The 22198-nt window shown below is 67.4% G+C and carries 12 protein-coding genes; 4 read left to right on the top strand and 8 right to left on the bottom strand.

What is annotated here, in order from left to right:
- Window positions 1-30 precede the first annotated feature (30 nt).
- Window positions 31-906, top strand: a complete 876-nt coding sequence (locus ACQPWZ_RS10645; protein ID WP_433571195.1) for a hypothetical protein — start codon at window positions 31-33, stop codon at window positions 904-906.
- A 281-nt stretch (window positions 907-1187) separates the two neighbouring features.
- Here the strand turns inward: ACQPWZ_RS10645 and ACQPWZ_RS10640 are convergent, their stop codons facing one another.
- The gene (locus tag ACQPWZ_RS10640; RefSeq protein WP_433573801.1) at window positions 1188-3308 is read right to left on the bottom strand and encodes a DEAD/DEAH box helicase; all 2121 of its coding nucleotides are present in this window, start codon (window positions 3306-3308) and stop codon (window positions 1188-1190) included.
- 5 nt (window positions 3309-3313) lie between these two features.
- A complete protein-coding gene (brxD, locus tag ACQPWZ_RS10635; RefSeq protein WP_433571194.1) occupies window positions 3314-4681 on the bottom strand; it encodes a BREX system ATP-binding protein BrxD in 1368 nt (455 codons plus the stop codon).
- Window positions 4682-4888: 207 nt separating this feature from the next.
- Between brxD and ACQPWZ_RS10630 the strand changes: the two genes are divergently transcribed.
- A complete protein-coding gene (locus tag ACQPWZ_RS10630) occupies window positions 4889-6697 on the top strand; it encodes a GmrSD restriction endonuclease domain-containing protein (RefSeq protein ID WP_433571193.1) in 1809 nt (602 codons plus the stop codon).
- A 7-nt stretch (window positions 6698-6704) separates the two neighbouring features.
- Window positions 6705-7757 carry a CBS domain-containing protein gene (locus ACQPWZ_RS10625; protein WP_433571192.1) on the top strand — a complete coding sequence of 351 codons (1053 nt, stop codon included), beginning with the start codon at window positions 6705-6707 and terminating at the stop codon, window positions 7755-7757.
- 50 nt (window positions 7758-7807) lie between these two features.
- On the opposite strand, the gene pglZ is transcribed toward ACQPWZ_RS10625, so the two are convergent.
- From pglZ to ACQPWZ_RS10600, 5 genes are all read right to left on the bottom strand, one after another.
- Window positions 7808-10708: a BREX-2 system phosphatase PglZ gene (gene pglZ, locus ACQPWZ_RS10620; protein ID WP_433571191.1), complete on the bottom strand. Its 2901-nt coding sequence runs from the start codon at window positions 10706-10708 to the stop codon at window positions 7808-7810.
- Window positions 10709-10742: 34 nt separating this feature from the next.
- Complete coding sequence (gene pglY / locus ACQPWZ_RS10615) at window positions 10743-14669, bottom strand: BREX-2 system ATPase PglY (RefSeq protein ID WP_433571190.1); 3927 nt, start codon at window positions 14667-14669, stop codon at window positions 10743-10745.
- Between the two features lie 190 nt (window positions 14670-14859).
- The gene (locus ACQPWZ_RS10610; protein WP_433571189.1) at window positions 14860-16305 is read right to left on the bottom strand and encodes an ATP-binding protein; all 1446 of its coding nucleotides are present in this window, start codon (window positions 16303-16305) and stop codon (window positions 14860-14862) included.
- A gap of 147 nt (window positions 16306-16452) precedes the next feature.
- Complete coding sequence (locus tag ACQPWZ_RS10605; RefSeq protein ID WP_433571188.1) at window positions 16453-16656, bottom strand: DUF397 domain-containing protein; 204 nt, start codon at window positions 16654-16656, stop codon at window positions 16453-16455.
- On the bottom strand, window positions 16653-17537 hold the full coding sequence (locus ACQPWZ_RS10600) for a helix-turn-helix domain-containing protein (RefSeq protein WP_433571187.1): 885 nt from the start codon (window positions 17535-17537) through the stop codon (window positions 16653-16655). Before ACQPWZ_RS10600 ends, ACQPWZ_RS10605 begins: the two co-directional genes overlap by 4 nt.
- A 122-nt stretch (window positions 17538-17659) precedes the next feature.
- Here ACQPWZ_RS10600 and ACQPWZ_RS10595 point away from each other — a divergent pair, with 122 nt between their 5' ends.
- Window positions 17660-18391 carry an ATP-binding protein gene (locus tag ACQPWZ_RS10595; protein ID WP_433571186.1) on the top strand — a complete coding sequence of 244 codons (732 nt, stop codon included), beginning with the start codon at window positions 17660-17662 and terminating at the stop codon, window positions 18389-18391.
- Here ACQPWZ_RS10595 and pglX read toward each other — a convergent pair whose 3' ends face one another.
- Window positions 18392-22144: a BREX-2 system adenine-specific DNA-methyltransferase PglX gene (gene pglX, locus ACQPWZ_RS10590; protein ID WP_433571185.1), complete on the bottom strand. Its 3753-nt coding sequence runs from the start codon at window positions 22142-22144 to the stop codon at window positions 18392-18394.
- Window positions 22145-22198: the final 54 nt, after the last annotated feature.

Below are 22198 nucleotides of genomic sequence, written 5' to 3'. Positions count from 1 at the left end.
GGGGGAGCTGCGACGAGCGAAGGCGGCCCCGTGAACACGACGGCGCGGACGAACCACTACGCGGGCCCGTGCGCCGTGTGCGGCGCGACCGTTCCGGCGGAAGCCGGTGTCGTCCTGCCAGGAAGCCACGGCGGCTGGGAGGTCTACCACCCCGAGCACGCCCGCGAGCCGGGTCCGCCGCCCCGGGGCACGCACCCCGGCTGGCATCACCGCCGCCTGATGTCCCTGGACATCGCGTCGACCGGGCCGCGCACCGGCGTCGACCGCATCCTTGCCACGGCCCTGCGCGTCTCGGACGGTCCGGGCCGGGACCGGCTGATCGACCCCGGGCCGGGACTCGCCCTCGATCCGCGGACCACGCACGGCATCACCCTGGACCGGGCCCGTGCGGACGGCCTCCCGCCGGAGCGGGCGCTGGACGAGACGGCCGACGCGGTCGCCGCGCATCTGGCCACCAAAGAACTGCTGGTGGTCTGGCACGCGCCGTACGTCCTGACCTTCATGGAGTCCGAACTGCTGCGCCACGGGCTGCGCCCGCTCGCCGAGCGCTGTCCGGCGGGGCTGTTCCCGCTCTGCGACCCGCTGGTCGTCGACCGCCACGTCGACCGGTACCGCGGCGGCGGCCGCTCCCTGCGCAAGGTCACCGCCTGGTACGGCGTCCCGCACGAGAACCCCGGTGACCCGGGCAGCGACGCGCAGGCCGCGCTGGTGCTGGCCGAGGTACTCGGCGCCTGCCACCCCTCGCTGGGCCGGCTGTCGCGTTCGGCGCTGCACCACGAGCAGACGCTGTGGCGGGAGCGCCAGGCGAGCGACGCGGAGGCGTACCACCCGGAGAGGAAGCAGGACCACCGCTGGCCGCTGGCCACGGTCGAGGCGCTGCCGTGGGAGCCCCCGCCGGCCGGCTGAGCCGGTACCGCGGACGTCGGTGCCCGCGGTCTGTGCCCGCGCTCTGGGGCGCCGTCAGGCAGCGAGCGACCGTGCCGCGACCTTGCGCAGATGCGCGGCGAAGACCTCGGGTGCGTCCGGGGTCTCGCTACACAGAGCACTCCTGGCCCGGTAAAACGATGCGCCGGCAGCTGCATACGAGGAGGGCGGAAGACCGAAACAGGTTGCGGTACCTCTGTCCACTGGCCCTCGCTCTGCTGCTTGCCTCTATGGGGTGTCTCTCATCAGGAACCATTGGCGCATCACTGCATCGTGAACCTGGCAGCCCGTTGGAGTGTGGCGGTCGCGCCGCTGAAGTCGGCCAAACGGGCAGCAAGCGTGGCCTCAGCCAGACGAGGCGGAAGAGCGGCGCTGAACTTCAGCCCTGCCAAAGCGCGGGGGTCAATAGGTGGCTGGCACAGGTGGCTGGATGCGTCGCCAGCTGCCTTTCTCCATTCCTGGGGCGTGACGTCCTCGCGGAGCCTGACGTACGTGTCCGTGGGGCGTTGGAGGGGGTCCGCGACGCTGGAGAGAGTCGCGGACAAGGTGGCGTTGGCCCGGTAGCCCGCCCACGTCCACCAACGAACATTTGTGTCACGGCCTCCTCGCGAAATGATGGTGCAGTCGCTGTGCACCTGCTCTGCGCCCTTGTCACGCAGACGCGTGAGGGCACTCTTGGCACGGCGCGTGACGCAGATTGGAACAGTGGCGCCGAGCAAGACTTCGCGGGCTGCCTGCGTCAGTTCGTAGGAAGCGGTGCGGTTCAGGCCGATCCCGCCCCAACGGGCCCGCCCACCACCTTCCACCGGCTCGACGAAACAGCGCCGCCGAGACCAATCGATGTATGTCACCTGCCAGCTGCGCCCAGCGAGGAGCAGTCGGCGAGGGCCGACGATTTCGTCCGTGAGTAGTACGGGATCTGTCGAGCCGATCTCGGTGCGGCCCGACAGAACGGTGAACTCCGGCGCTGCGGTGAAGACTGCGGTGAGATCCATGAAGTGCCGGTATCCGAAACGCTTTTCGGCTTCTGGACCGATGAACAGCAGTTCCCCGTCCCGGTCCAGGTAGCCTTCCTCGACCAGATGGCGCACGATCGGCTCGGCGGAGGGGCCGAAGGGGCCAAGGCCTCCCCACCATTCCTGCCACAGCCGGTCACCGACCTGGTGCTCCTGGAGACAGAGCGCCAGCACCTGTTGTGCGGCGATGTGCCGTGGCTCCGGAGGAGCGATGACCGGCTCCACCCAGCCGCGCGACCAGAGAAGCAGGAGTGCCGTCGCGGACAGGAGGCCGGCGTCGTCGGTGGCGAGGAACAGGCAGTTGCGGCTGGATCCGGGTCGTCGACCGGTGCGGCCCAGTCGCTGTAGGAATGAGGCGACGGTGCTTGGTGCATCGATCTGGACGACCCGGTCGAGGTCGCCGACATCGATGCCCAGTTCCAGGGTGCTGGTGGAGACGATCACACAGTCGCGAGCCTCCGCGAATGCTTCCTCCGCTCGCCGCCTTTCGTCTGCGGACAGCGATGCGTGGGACAGGAAAGTGGTCAGGCCCTTCGCCCGCAGCGCCGCGCCGAGTTCCTCGACCTGCTTGCGCGATTCGCAGAAGACCAGCCGCTTCTCGCCCCGGTGCAGTGCCGCGATCACCGTCGCGGCATTGGCCAAGGACCCCACGTAGTCGAGCTGGACGTCCCCGGGCGGGGGCAGTTTCTTGATCTTCTCCTTCAGGTGTGGGGCGACGACATGCGCCGTGTGCTGCCCGGCCTTTGCTCCCTGCAACCAGGTGAGCAGCTCCTCCGGGTTACCCACGGTCGCGGACAGGCCGACCCGCTGCACCGGACGCCCGGCCACCCGCTCCAGCCGTTCCAGCACGGCCAGTAGATGCCATCCCCGGTCGTCGCCCGCGAAAGCGTGCACCTCGTCGACGACGATCGCCCGCAGCCCGGAGAAGAACGCCCGGTGGTCGACGTTTGCGCTGACCAGCATGGCCTCCAGGGACTCGGGAGTGGTCAGCAGCACATCCGGTCGTTCGCGCAGGATGCGCTTGCGGCGGGAGTGCGTGACGTCGCCGTGCCAGAGCGCGGCTGTGCGCCCGAGCCAGGAGGTGTATGTCTCCAGCCGGGGCAACAGGTTGTTGAGCAGCGCTTTCAGCGGACACACGTAGAGGACCGAGGTGCCGTGCCATTTCTCCTGCGTCATCCGGGACAGCAAGGGGAAGCACGCAGCCTCGGTCTTCCCACCCGCGGTGGGGGCGATCAGCACGGCGTCCTCCCCGTCTGTCAGGGGGGTGATCGCCTCTTCCTGGAGGGTCCGCAGGCGGGGCCAGCCCAGGGTGTTCACGACGTGGTGGACCAACCCCGGGTGAAGCAGGTCCATCGGGTCGGGCGCCATGTCGCTCACGGGAGGTCCAGTTCGACGTCATCGGCACTGTCAACCGCCGCGGCGCTGCGCTCGACCTCGGTCAGCTCCGAGGCGTTCACCGTGAGCGCGTAGTGCTTGCGCGGGTCGAAGTCCTCGAACTGCTCCACACGGTCGAGGACGTCGCCGACGAGCTTCTTGAGGAACAGACGAGGCGCTACCCCCACCTTGCCCCCCAACGCCCCGCCGACGGCCTTGGCCAGGTCGGCGACATATACGTCGTCTGTGATCTCCCTGACTCGCTCGGCCGCCGAAGACCCGGACGCATACAGGTCCCTGATGGTCAGCCCGAGACCGACCAGCGAGTCCAGTGTGAAGCCCGGCAGCCTGATCTGCACGGCACGAGGGTTGTCGAAGCGCGGATCGGTGGTGAAGTCGGTTGCCAGCCGCTGGGCCAGGGGAGCCAGACGCTGCACGCCCTGTCGGCCGTCGTAGAACGGGGGCGTGCCGGTGATCAGCAGATAGAGGCCGGGGAAGCGTCCGGAGTGCACCTCGTCGATGAGCTGGCGGAGCGCGTTCAGCGCCTTGTCACGGGCGTCGGACCGAACCCGTTGCAGGGTTTCCACCTCGTCCAGCACGACGAACAGGCCCGCGTGCCCGGAGTCACGCAGCACGGTGAGCAGTCCCTGCAGGAACCCCAGAGCGCCGAAATGGTCGAGGTCGCCGCGCACCCCGGCGGACCTACGGGCCACCGCGGCCACATGCGGCTGTCCCCCCAGCCACGCCATGACTGCCGAGGCGGTGGCCTCGTCTCCCGACTCGAGGGCCATACGGTAGCCCCGCAGCGCCGTCGCGAACGACGGGGCGTGCCGGGACACCTCGGTAAGTCGGGCGGTCATCAGCCGCTCCACCTCTGTGGGCAGGTCCTCCTCGGACGCACCTGCGGCGAGGGCGTCCTCCTCAAGGGCGTAGAACCAGGCGTCAACAACCGGCCGCAGCGCGCTCGGGGAGAATCCGGGCGTGGCCAGCCGCTCGGTGAGGCGGCGGTAGACGGTCTCCAGCTTGTGCAGCGGAGTCTCGGTCTCCGAGACCTGGATCTCGGCGACGGCGAAATTACGCCGCTTGGCCCGCTCCCCGAGCCACCGCGCGAAGAAAGTCTTGCCCGACCCGTACTCGCCGCGCACGGCCTTGAATACCGACGCGCCCGACGCCACGGCGTCGAGCTCAGCGTCCAGGGCGCTCTCGTACCGGTCCAGGCCGGTGGCCAGCAGGTCGAGCCCGCTCTCAGGAACGGCTCCCCGACGCAGCGCATCAATTACGTCACGGCGCCGCGCGGCGCTGACGGGCCCGTTTCGGCCAGGGCTGTCTGTACTCACCCCGACAGTCTCCCATCGGCTTGAGACCATGAGGGTGCAGGGCGAAACGGACGGCACCTTAGTGCGTTTGGACCGTGGTGCGGATGGACATTCCGGGCGGCCCCGGGCGCTGATTCTGGTGCATGGTAGCGGGATCGGTGAACGCCTTGACTGCCGCCAACCCCCTTGGTGCAATGGCATGTTCACCGCCGGGAGAGGCGGTGACGCAGCGTTCGGTCCCAGACGGAAAGACACAGCGTGGCACTCGACAGTCTGAAACTCAGCGACGCCCTTGCGGACGTCGCTTCCGGCGCCTTACAGCTCCCCGACTTCCAACGCGAGTGGAAGTGGGACGACGAGCGCATCAGGGCACTCATCGCAACGGTCACACTTGACTATCCGCTCGGGGTGGTGATGGCGCTGCAGACCAACGGCGCCTCACTTTTCCGCACCCGGACACTCAAGGGTGCCGAGGACGCGGAGGCCCGGGTGCCCGATCTCCTGCTGCTCGATGGCCAGCAACGGTTGACCTCCCTCTTCCAGGCCCTGCACCGGGATCGGCCGGTGGAGACGGTGGATGCTCGCGGCAAGGAGCTGAGGCGCTGGTACTACATCGACATCGCCAAGGCCATCGGGCCACCGGCCGAACGCGACGACGCCATCGTGTCTGTGCCTGAGGACAAGATCCTCAAAACCGGCTTCAACCGCAGGGACCTCATCGACCTGAGCACTGTCGAAGGTGAGTGCGCGGCAGGCTACTTCCCTCTTCATTTCGTGTTCGATACCGAGCGAGTGAATGACTGGCACCAGGAGTATGTGAAGGTCGACGTCACGAACTGGGGGCTGTGGGGACAGTTCCAGATGCACGTGCTCAACCGTATGCAGTCGTTCCAGGTACCGATGATCAAGCTCGCGGCCTCTACGACCATGGACGCGGTCTGTGCGGTGTTCGAGCGGGTGAACACCGGTGGTGTGCCGCTCAACGTCTTCGAACTGCTGACGGCCACGTACGCGGGCAACCAGGAGTACGTGGCCCAGCACGGCGACTACTACAAACTTCCCGACGTCTGGCTGGACATTAAGAAGAGCCTGACCTCGTCGTACCCCGTGTTCGGGCGTATGGAGGCCGGTGTCGAGGACGGGCTCAGCAGCAGTGACTTCCTCCAGGCTGTGGCGCTCGTCCGAACCTGGGAGCGCAAGCGCCAGGAGCCGCGCGCCGCGGTCTCGTGCAAGCGCCGTGACCTGCTGGAACTGCCACTCGCCGACTTCAGTCTGCTCGCTCCGCGTGTGGCGGAGGCATTCGAGTGGGTGGGGGCCTTCTTGGAGCGGCAGTGCATCGTGCGCGCCCCGGACCTGCCGTATCGAACCCAGCTCGTACCACTGGCTGCCGTACGGACGATCCTGGGCGAGGAGACCGAGACAGGGGCAGCCGACGAGCTGTTCACCCAGTGGTACTGGTGCGGTGTGCTCGGCGAGATGTACGGCGGTTCTACGGAAAGCCGCTTCACCCGCGACGTCGAGCAACTCGTCGAACGCCTACAGGGCAACACCGAAGTAGTTCCCGACACCATCGCCGAGGCGGCCTTCCTCGATGATCGGCTGGACACCCTCAGTACACGTAACAGCGCCGCGTATAAGGGGGTTTACGCCCTCCTGGTCAAGCAGGGGGCGGTGGACTGGTACTTCACGGAAGCACCCCTGAACGCCGCGCGCCTCGCCGAGTACAGCGTGGAGGTGCGCCAGATCTTCCCGAAGGCGTGGATCGACAAGAACGACCGGGCCTACAGCAACAGGGCGAACTCGATCATCAACAAGACACCCCTGTCGCTGCGGGCCAGCAAGAGCATGACCGGATCGCCTGCCGGCTACCTCAAGACGCTCGCGCTCGAGTCGGGAATGCGTCCCGAATGGTTCGACGACGTCATCGGCACTCATCTCATCGACCCTGCCGCGCTGCATTCGGGCGATTTCGAGCAGTTCTACGAGAACAGGTCCAAGCAGCTGCTGGAGCTGGTCATGTCGGCCATGGGCAAGCGCACCGTCTTCCGCGACGTGAAGGCCGGGTGACGCGGCCGTGCTCCGAACACCCTCCGACGAAGAACTGCTGGCATTCAAAGGCCGGCGCGTTCCTCTCGTTGAGCTCCTGACCTGTTTCAACACTCGGTTCCGCAACGACCAGGCCATCCTTCACATCGAGCAGAAGCTGAAGGACCTCGGTCTAGCGACCCTGCCGTACTTCGCGACCTGCAGCAGTCAGTCCGAGATCCACATCGTTGCCCAGGAATCCGCGACAGGGGATCAGAGCGATGGTGCGGACGAGGAGCAGGAGGACGAGGCCGGGCTGTTGCCCGGGGCCATGCCACAGCAGCCCTTCCGGATCGGCGACCTGCCGTGCGCACACGCCGGAGTCGATTCGGTCACGCCTGCCTCGGACCTCACCGAGGCGACGTACATCATGCACACGAAGAACTACTCCCAGGTCCCGGTCCTGGAGGACCAGTACACGGTGGCCGGTGTTGTCACCTGGCGCTCGGTGGCCAAGATGTACGCCACCGGAGCGGAAGCGGCACTGGCCAATGCGATCGTGGAGGACCCGCCGGTCGCGCACGCACACGACGACTTCTTCGCCATGCTCTCCAATGTTTGCGAGCACGGATACGTACTGGTCCGGGCTCACAACGGGCGCATCAGCGGGATCGTCACCGCTGCGGACATCACCCAGCGCTTCGACGCGACCGCATGGCCGTTCTTTGTCGTGGGCGAGATCGAGTTCCGGCTCCGCAAGTGCCTCGGCGCGAAGATGAGCGAGGACGCCATCCGTGCCGTGCAGCAGAATGACAGGAAGACGGGGAAGATCGCGGATCTCATGTTCGGCCAGTACGTGATGCTGTTGGACGGCGATCAGCGCAGCAAGCAGGGAAACCGCAAAGAGGCGCTGTGCGCCGCGGCCGACCAGAACTGGCAGACCCTGGGCTGGACCGGGGTGAACCGCGTCCAGTTCGTGCACCAGCTCGACCGAGTGCGCAGCATCCGCAACCAGATCGCGCACTTCGACCCGGAGCCGCTGTCGGCGCAGCGGAGCGAAGAGCTGCGCCAGTTCGCGGGGTTGCTACGTCAGCTCACCTGACGCATGGGGTCGTCGGTCCCGGGGCGCCCGGGACCGACGACCCCGTTTCCTCAACCCAGCTCGAACTGGTCCCGTAGCAGTCCGGTGTGCAGCCGCAGGGTCCGACCGTCCGGCAGTGTCTCCAGCACCTGAACACCGTCGTGATTGAGCAACTGCCGTAGTACGGCGGCGAAGCCGTCGGCCGGCCGGTTCGCGGGCAGACCGACGCGCTGGGCGAGAGCAGTCATGGGCAGGGTGCCGCCCGCGTCCAGTAGAGCGTGTACGGCCTTTTCCACCCGAGCAAGGTCCGGTTTTCGGGCGAGCAACTGAACCTGTGCGGCAAAGACCTCGGACTTCAGGAGGGCGTCGACCAAGGCATCACCCGGAGGCACAGGGGCTACGGACAACAGAGCGCCGTCCTCGGATCCTGAAGGAACCAGCATCACGTCGAACAGTGCCTCGTGGCTCTTGGCGAGTTCCGCCTCGTTCTTGGTCTTTTTGGGCGGCTTCTTCGGTGCCGGTGCCGGTCCCGAGACCGCGGCGGCGTTGGTCCGCAGCGGCTGCTCCTCCCCTTGCGGGGCCAGTGACCACCAGCTCGGCTGCTGGTTCCCCAGCTCCCGCCAGCCGCTCGGCGGCTTCGCACCGAAGGGCAGGAAGGCCAGCACAGGGATGGCGAATTCGGCCAGGGATGCGCCGCCGTGAAAGCCGGCCTTGCGAGAGGTGTAGCGGGTGTCGGCGTCCCAGAGAGCGACGATCTCGCTTTCCGGTTCCGGATCGAGAACCCGAGGGCCCGTCAGTACGATTTCCTGCTCGACGAGCGGGCTTCCAGGGCCACGGTGCCGTGCGGACCGCACGTCCTCGGCGTTCACCCGCGCCGACCGTCGGTCGATGACGTGACCGTGGTCGCTGGTGAGGATCACCGCTCTGCCCTGCGCCGCGGCAGACCGAAGCAGCGCTCGCAGCCCCCCTATGTCGGACAGCCGCCAGGCCCCGTCACCGAGTTTCTGCTCGGAAGCCAGCCGGTCATCCACGGTGTTGAGGACCACCGCCACGTGAGTACGGTCGCCGACGAGCGCGTCGTGCAGTGCGGGCCCGAACGGCTCGCCGCTGCTCTCGGAGCGCAGATCGTCCTTGTGGAAGACCGCCACGTCCTCCCCGCCCCAGAAGCGGTGAGCGGGGACCAGCCTCTTCTCGTCGGCCTGCGTGCCCTCCATCAGCCGCGCGGCGAAGAGCGAGGTCCGCGACACGGCCGTGACAGTGGGGAGCGCGGCTGCCATAGCGCGGCGCCGCGGGGCGTCCTTCGCTCCTGGCAGCGGGTCGTACTCGACCCAGTGATCACGCAGTTGCTCGCCGAGTTCGGCGGCGATGGCGGCGCTCATCCCGTCGAGCACGAGGAGCAACAGTCTCCGCTCTCCGGCCTTCACCACCGGGGCGACGACCTCGGGGAGAAATGTCTCCACGGCCAGCATCGAGCCGGGACCACGGTCGGTCGCCGTCCGGACGGCAAGCACCTGGGCGAAGTGCCGGTCGATCTCGCGCCGACGGTCGTGCGCCGAGGCGCACAGAGCGTCGTACGCCGACCGGAGCACCGGATCGGGATCGCCTCCGGACTCGATGTGTTCCAGCGCCAGGTCCACCCAGCCCGTCTCGGTGACGTGACGGGCGATGGCATTGGCCACCGTGTCGGTCTCGACCGGCGGGTCGGTCGCGAGCCAACGGGCCAGTCGCTGCGCCATGCGCACCCGCTCAATACGGACGCTGTAGTCGGTATCCCGGGCGAGCAGGTGCCGACTGAGGGCCGTCACTGCGGGCGGGATTCGCTCGGGGGAGCCGCTCAACAGCGCCTCGCCGGCAGCGGTGAGGCGTGCTTCGAGCCCCGCTGCCAGCACGGGGCTTGTCCTTGCGGCCCGTTCCGCCCCGAACTGGCGCGCAAGGGCAGCCGCCCGGTCTAGCACAGAGCCGGTCAGCCGCCGGGCCTCCGCCGCCTCCTCGTCGCTGTCCGATCGTCCCGTCAGCAGCAGGGCGGAGACGAACTCCTCGCAGGACCGTCCGAAGGCCGCCGCGAGGGCGTCCAGGTGTCCACCCTGTGCGGGCGGCTCCTCCCCGAACCAGCGCTCGGCCCGCCCCCGGGCCCGGTAGTCCTCCGCGTCAGCCACGGTGTCGGCGTGCCCCCACAGGGCGGCGCAGAGCAGCCCAAACGCGACGGCGTCCGGACCGTGTTCCGCCGTCACGAGGGCGAGGAGAGCCTGCCCCGCGCGCCCGGCCTGTTCCTCTTCGCCGAGAAACTGCACGAGGCCGGTTCGCTCCGGCGCCCGCAGGGCCAGGAGCCGTTCGGGGCCGCCGGGCACGAGGGACCATCGCAGCAGGGTGTGGATGTCCAGTTCGTCACGGACTCCCGCCGCGGAGCGGGAGGTTTCGGCGTCCGGATCGTAGCGGCCGATCCCCAGCCTGCGCAGGGCGAGTGCGGTCAGCGCCTTGCTCCGCGACAGCGGACCGCCCGCCAGCTTCGGCCATCCACCGTGCGGCGGAGCAGCGTCCAGCAGTGCCTCGGCAGCCCAGTTCTCCTCGAACAGCCGGTGGTCTGAAGCGGTCGCACCGAACGCCTCCCGTACGACGTCCCAGGTGTCGACGGCGTTGACCCGCTGGCGGTGCACCTTGGCCAGCAGGTCGGGCCCGAGCTCCGCCTCCTCGCGGTCGGTGAGCACCACCAGCACGTCGGGCCCGGTGGCCGACGGCTTCTGGTGCGCGAGGAGCAGCTCGTACACGCCGAGGGGAGAGGGCGCCGCCGCGACCGTCGCCCGCCGCTGCTCACCCCACGACAATTCGCCCGGCCCGTCCCAGGAGGGCGCGGCCCGAAGCAGCACGACCCTGCGCTTGTCCGGCTTGAGGCCGTGCTGTGATGCCAGGTACTGGGTGATGGTCGCGGGCTTGAGCGGCACCGCGCTGGTGGTGGTCACGGTCGCCGTACTCACTGGTCCCACACCTTCTTCGCCCACTGCCTTTCGCTCATTCCACGACCCGCCAGCTGATCTCGATCTCCGCGTCCGGCTCGGCGGCCGCCAGTTCGGCCAGTTCGGCCCTCAATTCGGCCAGCGCACGGGAGGCCGTGGTCCGGCCCCCGCCCGAGCGGCGTCCCGCACGTCGTCCGCCCGGGGTTTCAGGGTGGGTGGAGGGCACGGGCGGTTGGCCGGTGTCGGTGGACAGGCTGATCGCGTCGGGCTGCGTGAGAGGTTCGGCCGGCGGGGGTGCGGCGTAGGCCCTACGCGGGTCGGCGGTGTGTGCCTGGCTGCGCTCAATGACGGCGACGATGGACCGCCGTGCCTCGAGCAGCGACTCCTTGAGGTCCTTGGTGCGCTGGTCGACACGTGCCGCGCCGCGCAACTCCTCCAGCACCGCCTCGCCCTGCGGCCCGTAGTTGGGCGCGAGCTTGAGCATGTCCCAAGCCGCGGTGGCCAAGGCAGCCGCGACGGCCTCGGCCTGCTTGATCGACGCACCGTAGCGGCTCGTCGGCACGTCACCGAGATCGAAGCCGGCGAACGCGGAGATGACCTGCTTGGCCGCCGCTGAACCGCCGGCCGCACCCTGATCCAGCCCGCGCAGTTCGTCCAGCAGGTCCCGGGCCCGCCGGGCGATCGCCAGTCGGCCGGACTCGTCGGTCCCGTCCAGGCCGAGCAGCGTCGCGTGCTTCTCCAACTGCGCCACCAGATCGGCCGCGTGCGGCTGGTACGTGCGAGCCCGCTCCGTGATCCGCCGGGCGAACTGCCCGACCATCCGGCCCCGGCGCAGCCTGGGCGGCTCCTCACCGAAGACCTCCCAGTAGCGGCGGCCCGCCTCCTCCCAGACGTGTTCCTCCGGCAGCGGCTGGGAACGCAGCGCGTCCTGAGGCCTGATCGCCGAGAGTTCGGGCGAGGGGTCGAGCAGCGCGCCGGCCCTTACCCAGACCCTGTCATCCATCTCCGCGTACGACGCGATGACGAGGTTGGCGAGGAACGCCTCCAGGCCCATCGTGTCGGGACGGTCGATCCACTCGGCAAGCTGGACGACGCTCAGATCACCGGGCCCGGCCTCGCCGCGCGCCTGGAGGGCGAAGTGCTCCGGCCAGCGGTTCGAGAGCCGGAAGTACGCCTCCTTCTGCTGGCCGAGCCCCAGCGGCGCGGCGATGCGCCGCATGAGCGCACGCTCCTTGGCCGGGATCTCGGCCTGCCGGTCCCCGGCTTCCGCGGCGGCGCGAATGTGCCCGAAGACGGTTCGCGCGTCGGCGAGTTTGACGACGCTGCCCGTGCCGTCGGGGTCGAAGTCCGGGTGCGCGGGGAACTGGTGGGCCAGCAGTTTGCCCGCCACGTGCCGGGCCGCGTCGTGCAGGGACTGTCCGATGGAGACGCGCAGATCCGGCACGTCGGGCAGCGGCTCCAGATGCTCGTTGAAGTCAGGGTTGACATCGCCGGGCTTCTTGGCCGCCAGACCGTAGGCCTGCTTGAACGCCGCCTTCACCGTCTTGGTGAGCGTCTCGCGCTGGTCTTCGAGCAGCGCCTTGGCTCGGGCCCGGTTGTCGGCGTTCAGGTGTTGGGCGTAGCTGGTGTCGAAGCGCCGCTGGTCGGCGAGGGCGTAGTGGATGACGACCAGCCGCTGGAAGTCCTGGAAGCGGCCGGTGGACAGATGCGTGGGAATCCACCCCACCGTCCGCGGCCGATTGCCGGGAAGCCGACGGAGCTCGGCCATGCGGTTGGCGTCCTCGCGCGGGCCGTACTCGCCCTCGTCGTACGGCAGATCGATGATCATCCGCCACAGCCCGTCCTGGCTGGGCGCGAAGTCGTGGTCCTGCAGGTCGTCGTGGTCGGCGATGTTGCCGAAGATGACCTCCACCGTGCGGTTCGAACCCCGCCACACGAACTTCAACTCGTCTGCGGTGAGCCGTTCCTGGAGATCGATGCCCAGCTCTTCGGCGAGGAGTCGCTTGGCCAGAGAGCGGCGGTTGGAGCGGTTGTCGTTGACTTTGGCGTTGGCGAGGACGGAGTCCACGTCCACGCCGGCCAGTTCGAGCCGTACGCCTGGGTTGGCCTTGGTGCCGGTGGGCTTGATCTCCGCGAAGCGCGCCGCCCACTCGTCGACCTTCGACTGGATCGCGCCGACCTCCGCCCCCGGGATGGGGGAGATGACCGAGCCATGGTTGAGGGACGCGAGCCGCCGGATCGTCAGGTCCCGCAGCGCGGGCACGCTGGGTGCCAGTGCGGACAGCAGAAGCGTGCACATCAGCCGGTCGTCGCCCACGAACGCCTTGCACCGCTGCACAAGCCCCTGGTCGGTGACGGTGTCACGGCGGTGGCGGTAGCGCTCGATGTCCTCCTCGGTGACGTCGTACATCGCCAGGAGATAGGGCCGCAGCTTGGTGCGGTACAGCTTGTCCGCGGCCTGGAACTCCACCTTCAGACTGTCGACGAACGGCCGGTCGCCGCCGTCGGCGATGACCGGGTAGAGGTCGCCGAGCGGGATGAGCTGCTCCAGCGTCGCGTCATCGCGATGATCGGCCAGCAACTGGCCCATCAGCTTCAGACCGGTACGGGAGCGCTGCAGCGCCGAGGAGATGTGGACCAGGGTGTCCATGAACGAAGGCGAGAAGGGATACGTCAGCCGGAACGACGCTTCGTCGGCGCCGGTCGTCCCCTCGTCGGAGCCCAACAGCACGTCCCACACCTGCGGTCCGACCCGCTTGATCTTGGCGAAGGCCGCGTCGAGCTTGGCGGCGGCCTCCGCGTCCTTGGGCCTCAGGAGACGCGCATGGGCGATCTGCGGGAGGTTGCGGTCCTCCAGTGTGATCTTGTCGAAGCGCCCGGAGGCCAGGTTGAGACTGTCCTGGATCGCCGTCTCGGCGGCGCCCGAGACCTCCTGGCCGACCAGCTCCCGCAGATCCCGCTGCCGCGCGATGAACGACACGATCGGGATGGCACGGCGGGAGTCGGCGCCCTCCACGAAGTTGGTGATCTTGTCGGCTTCGCGGGAGACGAACTTCTGGTCGTGGATGCGGTTGGCGAGCCAGAGGATCAGCTCGTCCATGAACAGGATCAGCCCGTCGTACTTCAGCGACTTCGCGTGCTCGGCGATGACGGCGAGGCCGGCGTCGAGCGAGATGAATCCGTGCTCGTCCTCGGCGGCGTTCTTCGCGAAGCCGGGGAACCAACTGGTGCTCGCGTCATGCACCAGCTTGGCCCGCAGCTCGGCCGGGGTGGTCGGGTTGACCAGGTTGAGGTTGACCTCGGCGCCGTCCAGTTCCTCGGCGGTGAGGGCGGCGTCGAGGAGCGCCGGGGTCCAGGCGAAGGAGTCGCCCCACTCGTCGCCGGCATCCGCGGTGTCCCCGTCGGCGGCGGCCCCGGCGAGGCCTTCGATGAACTTGTCGTCGCCCATACGATCCCGCAGCGCGCGGATGTCCGCGAAGAGAGAGTCGGTCCGGTAGACCTGCGGAGTTGACGCCTCGGGGTGCAGTGCCTTGACGTGGCTGACGTACCCGCCGAGCACCCGCTGCTCCAGGGACTTGGCCCCGAGCATGTGGTACGGCACGAGCAGGAACTTCTTCCCGTCGGTGCTCAGCCACTCGTGCTTGGACAGCACCGGATCGAAATCGGTCCGGGCACGGGCGGCCGCGTCGCCCCGGAGCAGGGCGTGCAGCACGGCCATGAAGTGCGACTTACCGGATCCGAACGAGCCGTGCAGATAGGCGGCCTTCGACGTCTGTCCGTCCAGCGCGGTCTTGATCAGACTCAGCGCCTCGTCGAAGTTCTCAAGGAGGCGCTCGGTGACGACGTAGTCCCGCAGCGCCCGCTCGGCGCCCTCCTCGGTGACGGCCTCGGCCAGCTTCAGGACGAAGTCCGACGTGGAGATGGACGTCTTGATGTCGATGACATCGCGGAGGAGGGGGGCCGTTGCGGCGGTCGGGGCCATCTCTGTCTCGCGTCTCCTGTTTTCCGTGTACTACGTCAACGTCCACCGGGCAGCGCGGCGCGTCCCCCGTCACCGGGACGACGAGTGATGCTCAGCACCGCATGCTGCCCCGGAGGCACCGTCCCCACTGTTCACACAAGGGGGGACGGCCTTCGATCGTATCGGCCGCGTATGACATGGGGGAGGGAGGTCACGCAGCGGAGCCCCAGGCCTCCATCAGCTGCTCGGGTCCGTACGTCGCCGCCGGCCCGTCCACCGTGAACCCGGAGCGGGACACCGCGACCAGCGGAGTGTCCTCGTCGGCACCCGGTACGGCGAGAGCGTCCCGGGCCAGCGAGGCCAGGGCCCGACGGTCGAAGGTGCCGCGCTCGTGCCACTTGATCGAGCCGACGAACCCGATCTCGCGCGCCGGATACCGGTCTGCCCCGACGAGGTCGACCTCGGGGTTGTTGGTACGGGGCCACCAGCCGCCCACTTCTCTCACCCGCGGCCACGTGTCGTCGGGCAGTAGTCGGGCCAGGGACTCCCGTACGACGGGTTCGATCGCCCGCCCGCGCCACGAGGTCCAACCGCGTTCGACCGCCTCGGCCACGATCCGGCCGCGTCCGCGCTCGATCTCCGGGATCCCCTGTTCCAGGAAGGCGAGCCAGAAACGCAGGTAGGGATCGGCGACGCGGTAGCGGCGGTCGCGGTCTCCGGGGTGGGTGGAGAGCGGGGTGTCGACGGCGATGAGTCGCTTTTCCGCGAGGGTGCGCAGGGCCGGGTTGAGCGAGCCGGGCGGGAGCGGCCGATCAGCGGCCCCCGCTTTAGCGGCGATCGTCCCGAAGGTCCGCTCGCCGCTGCCGATCACGGAGAGCACGTGCCTGGCCTGGAGGGCGGTCGGGAACTCGGCGGCCAGTGCCCGCTCGGCGGACACGAGGAGGGGCGAGGTGGGGTCGTCGAGGGCGCGGGAGAGGAAGCCGGTGCGGCTCTCGCCTTCCCGCCACTCCTGGCAGATGAGGGGCAGTCCGCCGGTGATCAGATGGGCGTCGAAGGCGTCGGCGGCAGGGAGCCCGGTCATTGCCATGACTTCGGAGGGCGAGAGGGGCGCGAGGACCATCTCGACTCCTCGCTGATGAAAGGGGCGGCCGTAGGCGGAGAGCTGCTCCATCATGGCGAGATCGCTGCCGATGAGGATGAGCAGTACCGGCTTCCGGCTCAGCACCCGGTCCCAGACGGTCTGCAATGTGCCTTCCAGAACCGGGTCGCCTTCGAGCATCCACGGCAACTCGTCAAGTACGACGATGCTGGCAGCGTCGTCCGGGAGTACGGCTGCGAGCTGGCGCAGGGCGGTGTCCCATTCGGCGACGGTGGTGACGCCGGCGAGGAGGGCGGTGTCGGGCAGTGAGGAGTGCCGGACCTCGTCGAGGAAGCGGGCCCGTTCCCGGTGGGCGTCCTCGCCTCGGGTGGCCTGGTGGACGACGTAGGGCACCTGGGCGCGCTCACAGAAGAGGTCCACGAGCCGCGACTTCCCGACGCGACGCCGACCGCGGAGGAGCAGGGCCCGGCCGCGTTGGTCGCCGCGGCCGTCGCGGACCCAGGCGAGGTGGCGGTTCAGGGTGGCCAGCTCGGATGCGCGGCCTACAAAGCCTAGCATGGGTCACCCTCCGAGTTTGCTCAATCTGAACATACTCAAGTTAACCATAGTATGGAGAATTCGAGTAGCGGAGGGGTTTCGGTGAGTGATGGTGTGCGGGCTGGCTGGAAGGCAGTGTAGGGCGGGCCGGCCTTGAGGGTGGTCGGCTCAGCCGAGGTGGTTGATGAAGGTGCGCCAGGCGTCGGGGGTGACGGTGATCACGGGGCCGACGGGGTGCTTGCTGTCGCGGACCGGTATGAGGGTGGGGATGTTGTCGGCGATCTCGACGCACTCGTTGTTGCCGCCGCTGTAGGTACTGCTGCGCCACTTCGCGCTCGACAGATCCAGCGTGCTGTGGCGTCCGCTATTCATGCTCTGTGCTCCTTGGCCCTGCGTCGGATGACGGCTCGGGATTCCATCGGAGAGAGCGCGGACGTGCGAGCGGCGTCGAACAGATCTTGGTAACGGGCGACTTCCGCTTCCCGCTCCAGCCAGATGGAGCCGGTCGGGTTGTCCGCCAGTACCACGTCGAGCGCTGCCTCCTCAGGGAACCCCAGTACTACGTACGGGCCGAACATACTCGCGTGCGCTCCGCGCGAGAACGGCAGGACCTGGATGGTCACGTTGGGCTGTTCGGAGGCCGTCAGGAGGTGCTCCAGCTGTGCCTGCATCACCTGGGGGCCGCCGACCTGTTGGAGGAGAACGGCCTCTGACAGTACCGCCCAGAGTCGCAAGGGGGAGTCGCCAGTGAGTCGTTCCTGTCGGGCGAGGCGAACCTGGACGAACTTTTCGATCTCGTCTGCCGTTTGCCACTGTCGTGAAGCCACCGTCACTGTACGGACGTACTCTGGGGTCTGGAGCAGGCCGGGAACCAGCTGCGCCTGGAATGTGCGGATCTCTCCGGCCATGGCTTCCAGCGCGATGTAGTCGCGGTACGTGTCGGCGAGGACGGATCCGTACTGGTTCCACCATCCTTGTTTGCGGCGGCGGTTGGCCTTGCGGGCCAGCGCGCCCAGTCGCTCACGAAGCTCAGGAGCCGCCACCCCGTAGGCGTGCAGCATCGCGGTCAGGTCCGGGAGACGGACCGCCACCCGACCGTTCTCGATGCGACTGATCTTTCCCTTGGTGCAGTCGAGGGCTTCCGCTGCCTGATTGGTGGTCAGTCCTGCGGCCTCCCGCAACCGGCGTAGTTCGTCGCCTAGTTGACGGCCGAGCACGGTCGAGGGATTCGGGGTGGCGCTCTTCGCAAGCATGCCAACACCTTTAGCAGAGCCGTGGATGTGGCGTGGCGGGATTAACCCGAAAGGGGGAAGATTGAGACCATCTCAGTTGGCAACGTTGCAGATTCGAGTGGTGCGCGTACATCCTGCTGGCCATGGACACCGGCGTCCCACGGCTCAACTGGCCGTCTCTATGGGGCTCCGACCGCGCGTCGACCCTATGGAGGGCTGCCTTGGCTGCGTTGAACGAAGTCACCTTCCGGCTGTCTCGGTGCCGTCGAAGTGCGCCGAGATCTCGGGCGGCGCTGCATGCTGTGCTCGGCAGTTGGGGTGTGGGCCAAGATGTCCTGGAGTCGGCGGAGTTGGTGCTCTCGGAGCTGGTGACCAACGCGTTGCGCGTACGGGTGCCGAGTGATCGGCAGGTGGGCGTACGGATCGCGCGATCCCTAGAGGACGGCCTGCTGCGGCTGGAAGTCAGCGACGCGGGCTCGGGCAGGCCCGAAGTGCGGACGCCCGGTGACGAGGAGACCGGCGGACGCGGGCTGTTGCTCGTGGAGGCGTTGGCTCACCGCTGGGGAGTTGAGGAGCGCGCGGGCGGGATCGGGAAGACCGTGTGGGCGGAGCTGAAAGCGCCGGACATCGTGACTGAACCCGACGGGCGGGAGGTCGCGGCTGTCATGGTGCGGCCTGGCCAGCTAGTGCGAGTGTGGGGTGAGTGGCGCACTGTCCGTACGGTGCGCACTGAGTCGTACGCGGCTGGTGGACTCGCCGTTGTGTTGGGACTGGACGAGGGCCCGGCGCTCCGGGTACACGCGGCCGAACCGTTGACCCTGCGGGACGTTGGCGTGCCCTCCGCATGGGAGAGAGGGGAGGGCACGCCGGGGTGATCAGCCCTTGGTCGGCTTCCCGGGACGCCACGCGCGCAGGTCGTCGTCGGTCAGACCGTGTTCGCCCTGCTTCGTCGCCCGGTAGCCCGCGAAGAAGGCTGCGGGCGAGCCGCCGTACAGGGCGTCGAACTCCTCGTGCCACTGGTTGAGCCAGGGCTGGAGTTCGAGGAGGCCGGCGAGCAGCGGGGTCATCTGCTCGTCGGACAGCTCGTCGTGGTTCGTGAAGTACGTGCTGAGGGCCTGGGCCTGCTCACGGTGGTCCCAGCCCGCCCAGCCGAACAGGTCCGGAGTGCCGGAGATCGCGCCGGTGGCGTACGAGATGAACCGCTCCTTCGGCACGTCAAGCTTCCCGCGGGCGCGCCAGTAGGACGGCTTGAGGAAGTCGGCCGACGTGTACTTCGGCGGCACGGGGATCGAGTCCCGGATGCTCCGCTTGGCGGGCTCGTCCGGGGCGGCGTCTTCCTGACGCTGGAGATCCCAGACGTGCTCCCAGTCGGCGCGCTTCCTCAGCCCCGTGGGCTTGTACCGTAGAGCGGCGAGGAAGGGGACGTGCTCGTTGGCGAGAAGATCCGCGACGACGGTCGCCAGCTCCTTGCGGGGGGCGTACAACTCGGCGACGGAGACGAAGTCCTCGTCGGCGGAGAGCGCGGAGACGAGCCGGGCGAAGGCGAGAATGGTTGGCTGGCCGTCCTGGAACCACAGGTCGCGGTTCTCAATCCTGTCGAGCAGCCAGGAGCGCAGGGCTGTGGCTTGTAGGGACTCCCAGCCGCTAGTTTCCCAACGTCGTTTGTATTCGGGTCGCTCTACCATCTCTATGGCGCGGCTCGACGCGATGGCGTTGATCCGCTTCTGGACAATCTCTCGGTACGACTCTGGCCAATGGGCGGGGATCTCGGTGAGTGGGGTGTAGCCATGATGGCTGAACCACTTGGTGGTTACCTTGCTGGATTCCATTTTGCGGGCCAGGACGATTTCGAAAGCCCGCTCGCCGGGAGCAAGGTTCGGAAGAGTGGACTCGGAGGCGCGCAGATCCTCCGGGTGGAGGTTGTAAAGGGAGTAGATCCCCCAATCCAACTCCTCTTGAAAGGCGATCATCTTGCCGCGCGTGGACTCCCAGTTGTTCTTGGCCGCACGGAGGGCGGCGGCGGTTGGGATTCCTGTCGCAGTGAGGGAAGTAGGGCTGGCAGCCATCAATTGCTGGGCGAGGGAATCGAGGGTTGTAGCGAGATGAGTGGCAGAAGCTCTCGGAAGAGGAATCCGCTCAATGTTGGAGCTGTTGAACTGATAGTTCCAGGACCAGGGCTGGTCGGCCATGCCGCTGGACGCAGTCGCGTTACCCTTGCAGAAGCACACTTGCTTCAGCCAGTAGCAAACAGTTGAACTGTTAAGGACGGAAAGAAGCTGAAGGTGATCTGTTTCTGATTTTTCTGCGGGCATCTTGATTACTGGCGCGGTCTGCTTGAAGATGCTGCCGCCGCGATCCAAAGCGAACTGGTTGTGAGTTGTAATCTCGGCAAAGGTGATGGATAGGGGAGTGGTGTAGGCGGAGGCTGTGTGCTGCATATAGTCCCACCATTGCAGCCCGGAATCGGCGATTTCCCCTTGGAAAGTCCGTCGCGCTCTGAGTAGCTGCCGCACCGGCCAGAGCTCATCGGCGAGTTCGGTCGCATCCGCTTCCTCTGCGTGCGGATACCAAATGGACTCCATTGGAGATGCGTTCCAATCCCGAACGACCTCCCCGACCATGAGTGGGCGAAGTGCCTGTTTGTTAGCGATGGTCCGCAGCGTGGATCTTTTCGGGCGTACATACGCTTCGTCAGCGCCAACGCGCACTCCGCGACCTACGGGGGGATCAATCACGGCCTTTAGTGTTCCGACGCTGGCAGCATTGATTAGCTCGATCAACTCAAGGCCGCCATTTGTAAGCACCCAAGGGTGTTTGGAGAAGAATCTGGAACGCTCAAGGTCGTCAACGGCGACCCAATCGTTGAACGAGGTAGGTTGATCGATTAGTTCAACGATGGACTGCCAGACAACTCCCGCAGCTGCGTCAGGGGGAGTGAAGGGTTCTCCTTGGATTCCTCGGACCGATCGAATGAAGGGGGTCCTGTTGGATCCGCTTCTACGGCGTCCGATGATGATGACGGTTGGCGTCGAATGTCCAGGGATGTATGCTCCGGAGGAGTCAATAACTTCCGTAATCTCAACTTTGTGAGCGAAGTATTCCTCGATGAGTCGCGCCCCGAACTCGCGCGTGGTGAAGGAGTTCGCTGTAATCTGGCCGGTCATGCCATACCCGTGTCCGGTTGGATCCCCTGTTTTTGCTAGCTGGAAGAACCGTTCGGCGAAGGGGACGGACAGGGCGTAGGTTCCGGCGCAGGATTTGTACAATTCTCGATAAAGCGCGTTGAGATTCTTGTCCTTGACGGGAATGTATGGCGGGTTGCCCACCACTACATCATACTTACCCTGTTCGAGGATTCCCTTGTGCTCGTGCACGTCCTCTGTCGCATACGAGAATTCAGCTAGCTCGTCTTTCTGATCGGCGACGAATTCCAGCTCACCTTGCCCCGACGTGTCGCGCATACCGAACTCAAGCTGCCGAGATTTGATGAGTGAGTCACCCACAGCCAGGTGGATCGGCCAGTCATACTGATTGGCCTCTGCCAGCGTGCGTACGTTCGCCGCCGCCATTCCGGCCATTAGCAATCGGAACCGTGCAATAGCCACCGCAAACGGATTGATGTCCACCCCGTGCACGGAATTCAACGCATCCCGCACCCGCTCATGCACATCCCGCCCAGGCTCCCGCTCCGCCCAAAGCCTGACCATCCTTCGAAACGCACCCAGCACGAAGTGCCCCGACCCGCACGTAGGGTCGATCATCTTCAGCTCGCCGAATCGCCCGCCCAGTTCCCGCACCACCGGATCCATCGTCCGGTCGAGGATGAACTCTTCCACGAACTCCGGGGTCTGAAGCAGCGCGTACGTCTTCCGGGCCGCCTCCGACAGGTCCTGGTACAGGTCACCCAGGAACCGCGTGTCCCACCCCTTCGTACCGTCCTCGTTCAGCGGATCGGTGAAGTCGTGGACCAGAAGCTCCCCGTCCTCCCGCCGCTCCCGCCAGAACTCCACCAGCGCTCGCGCCCCGTCGTGCGAGACCGGGATCTGGTACAGAGGGTTGCGCCGCCTGTCGAACAGCAACTTGCCGGCCTGCCCTGAGCCCAGCTCCGCGAAAGCCCGCTCCAACCACCCCCGGTAGGTCGGGTCCTGCTCCTCCTCGACGTACTGCCGGTACCGCGCCTCCGCCAGATCCCGCCGCTCGGCATCCGGTCCCGTGAGGTACGGCTCCGGGATCAGCAGGTTGTCCTCGCAGAACCGTACGAACACCGTGCCCAGCACCCACGCCACCGCGACCTGCGTGATCCGCTCGTCCAGCCACGCGCTCCAAGTCGCCCCCGTACGACCGAGCTTGAACGCCTGGTCGTACTCGGCCCGCAGTCTCCCGGCTACCGACTCCGCCGCCCGTACCCGCTCGGCGCGCTCCTCCGGCAGCTCGCCCAGCCGCTCCTCCAGCCAGACCTCCCACTTGGGACTCCCCTTGGGATCGGCCTTCTGCAGCTTGCCGTACTCCGTGCGCAGCGGCTTCAGGACGGTCTCGCCGTCCCGTACCTGCTGGCCGAGGTCGACCTCGACCGCCTTAACCTGCTTGATCAGGTCCGTCAGCAGTGCCTTGGACTTGCGGTCGATCACTTGGTCACGTCTCCTGTCGTCATCCCCACCCACACGCGAGCGGCTCGGCATGCG

Source organism: Streptomyces sp. CA-251247 (assembly GCF_050952975.1).
Classification (GTDB): Bacteria; Actinomycetota; Actinomycetes; order Streptomycetales; family Streptomycetaceae; genus Streptomyces; species Streptomyces achmelvichensis.
This window is presented reverse-complemented; position numbering and strand designations above follow the sequence as displayed.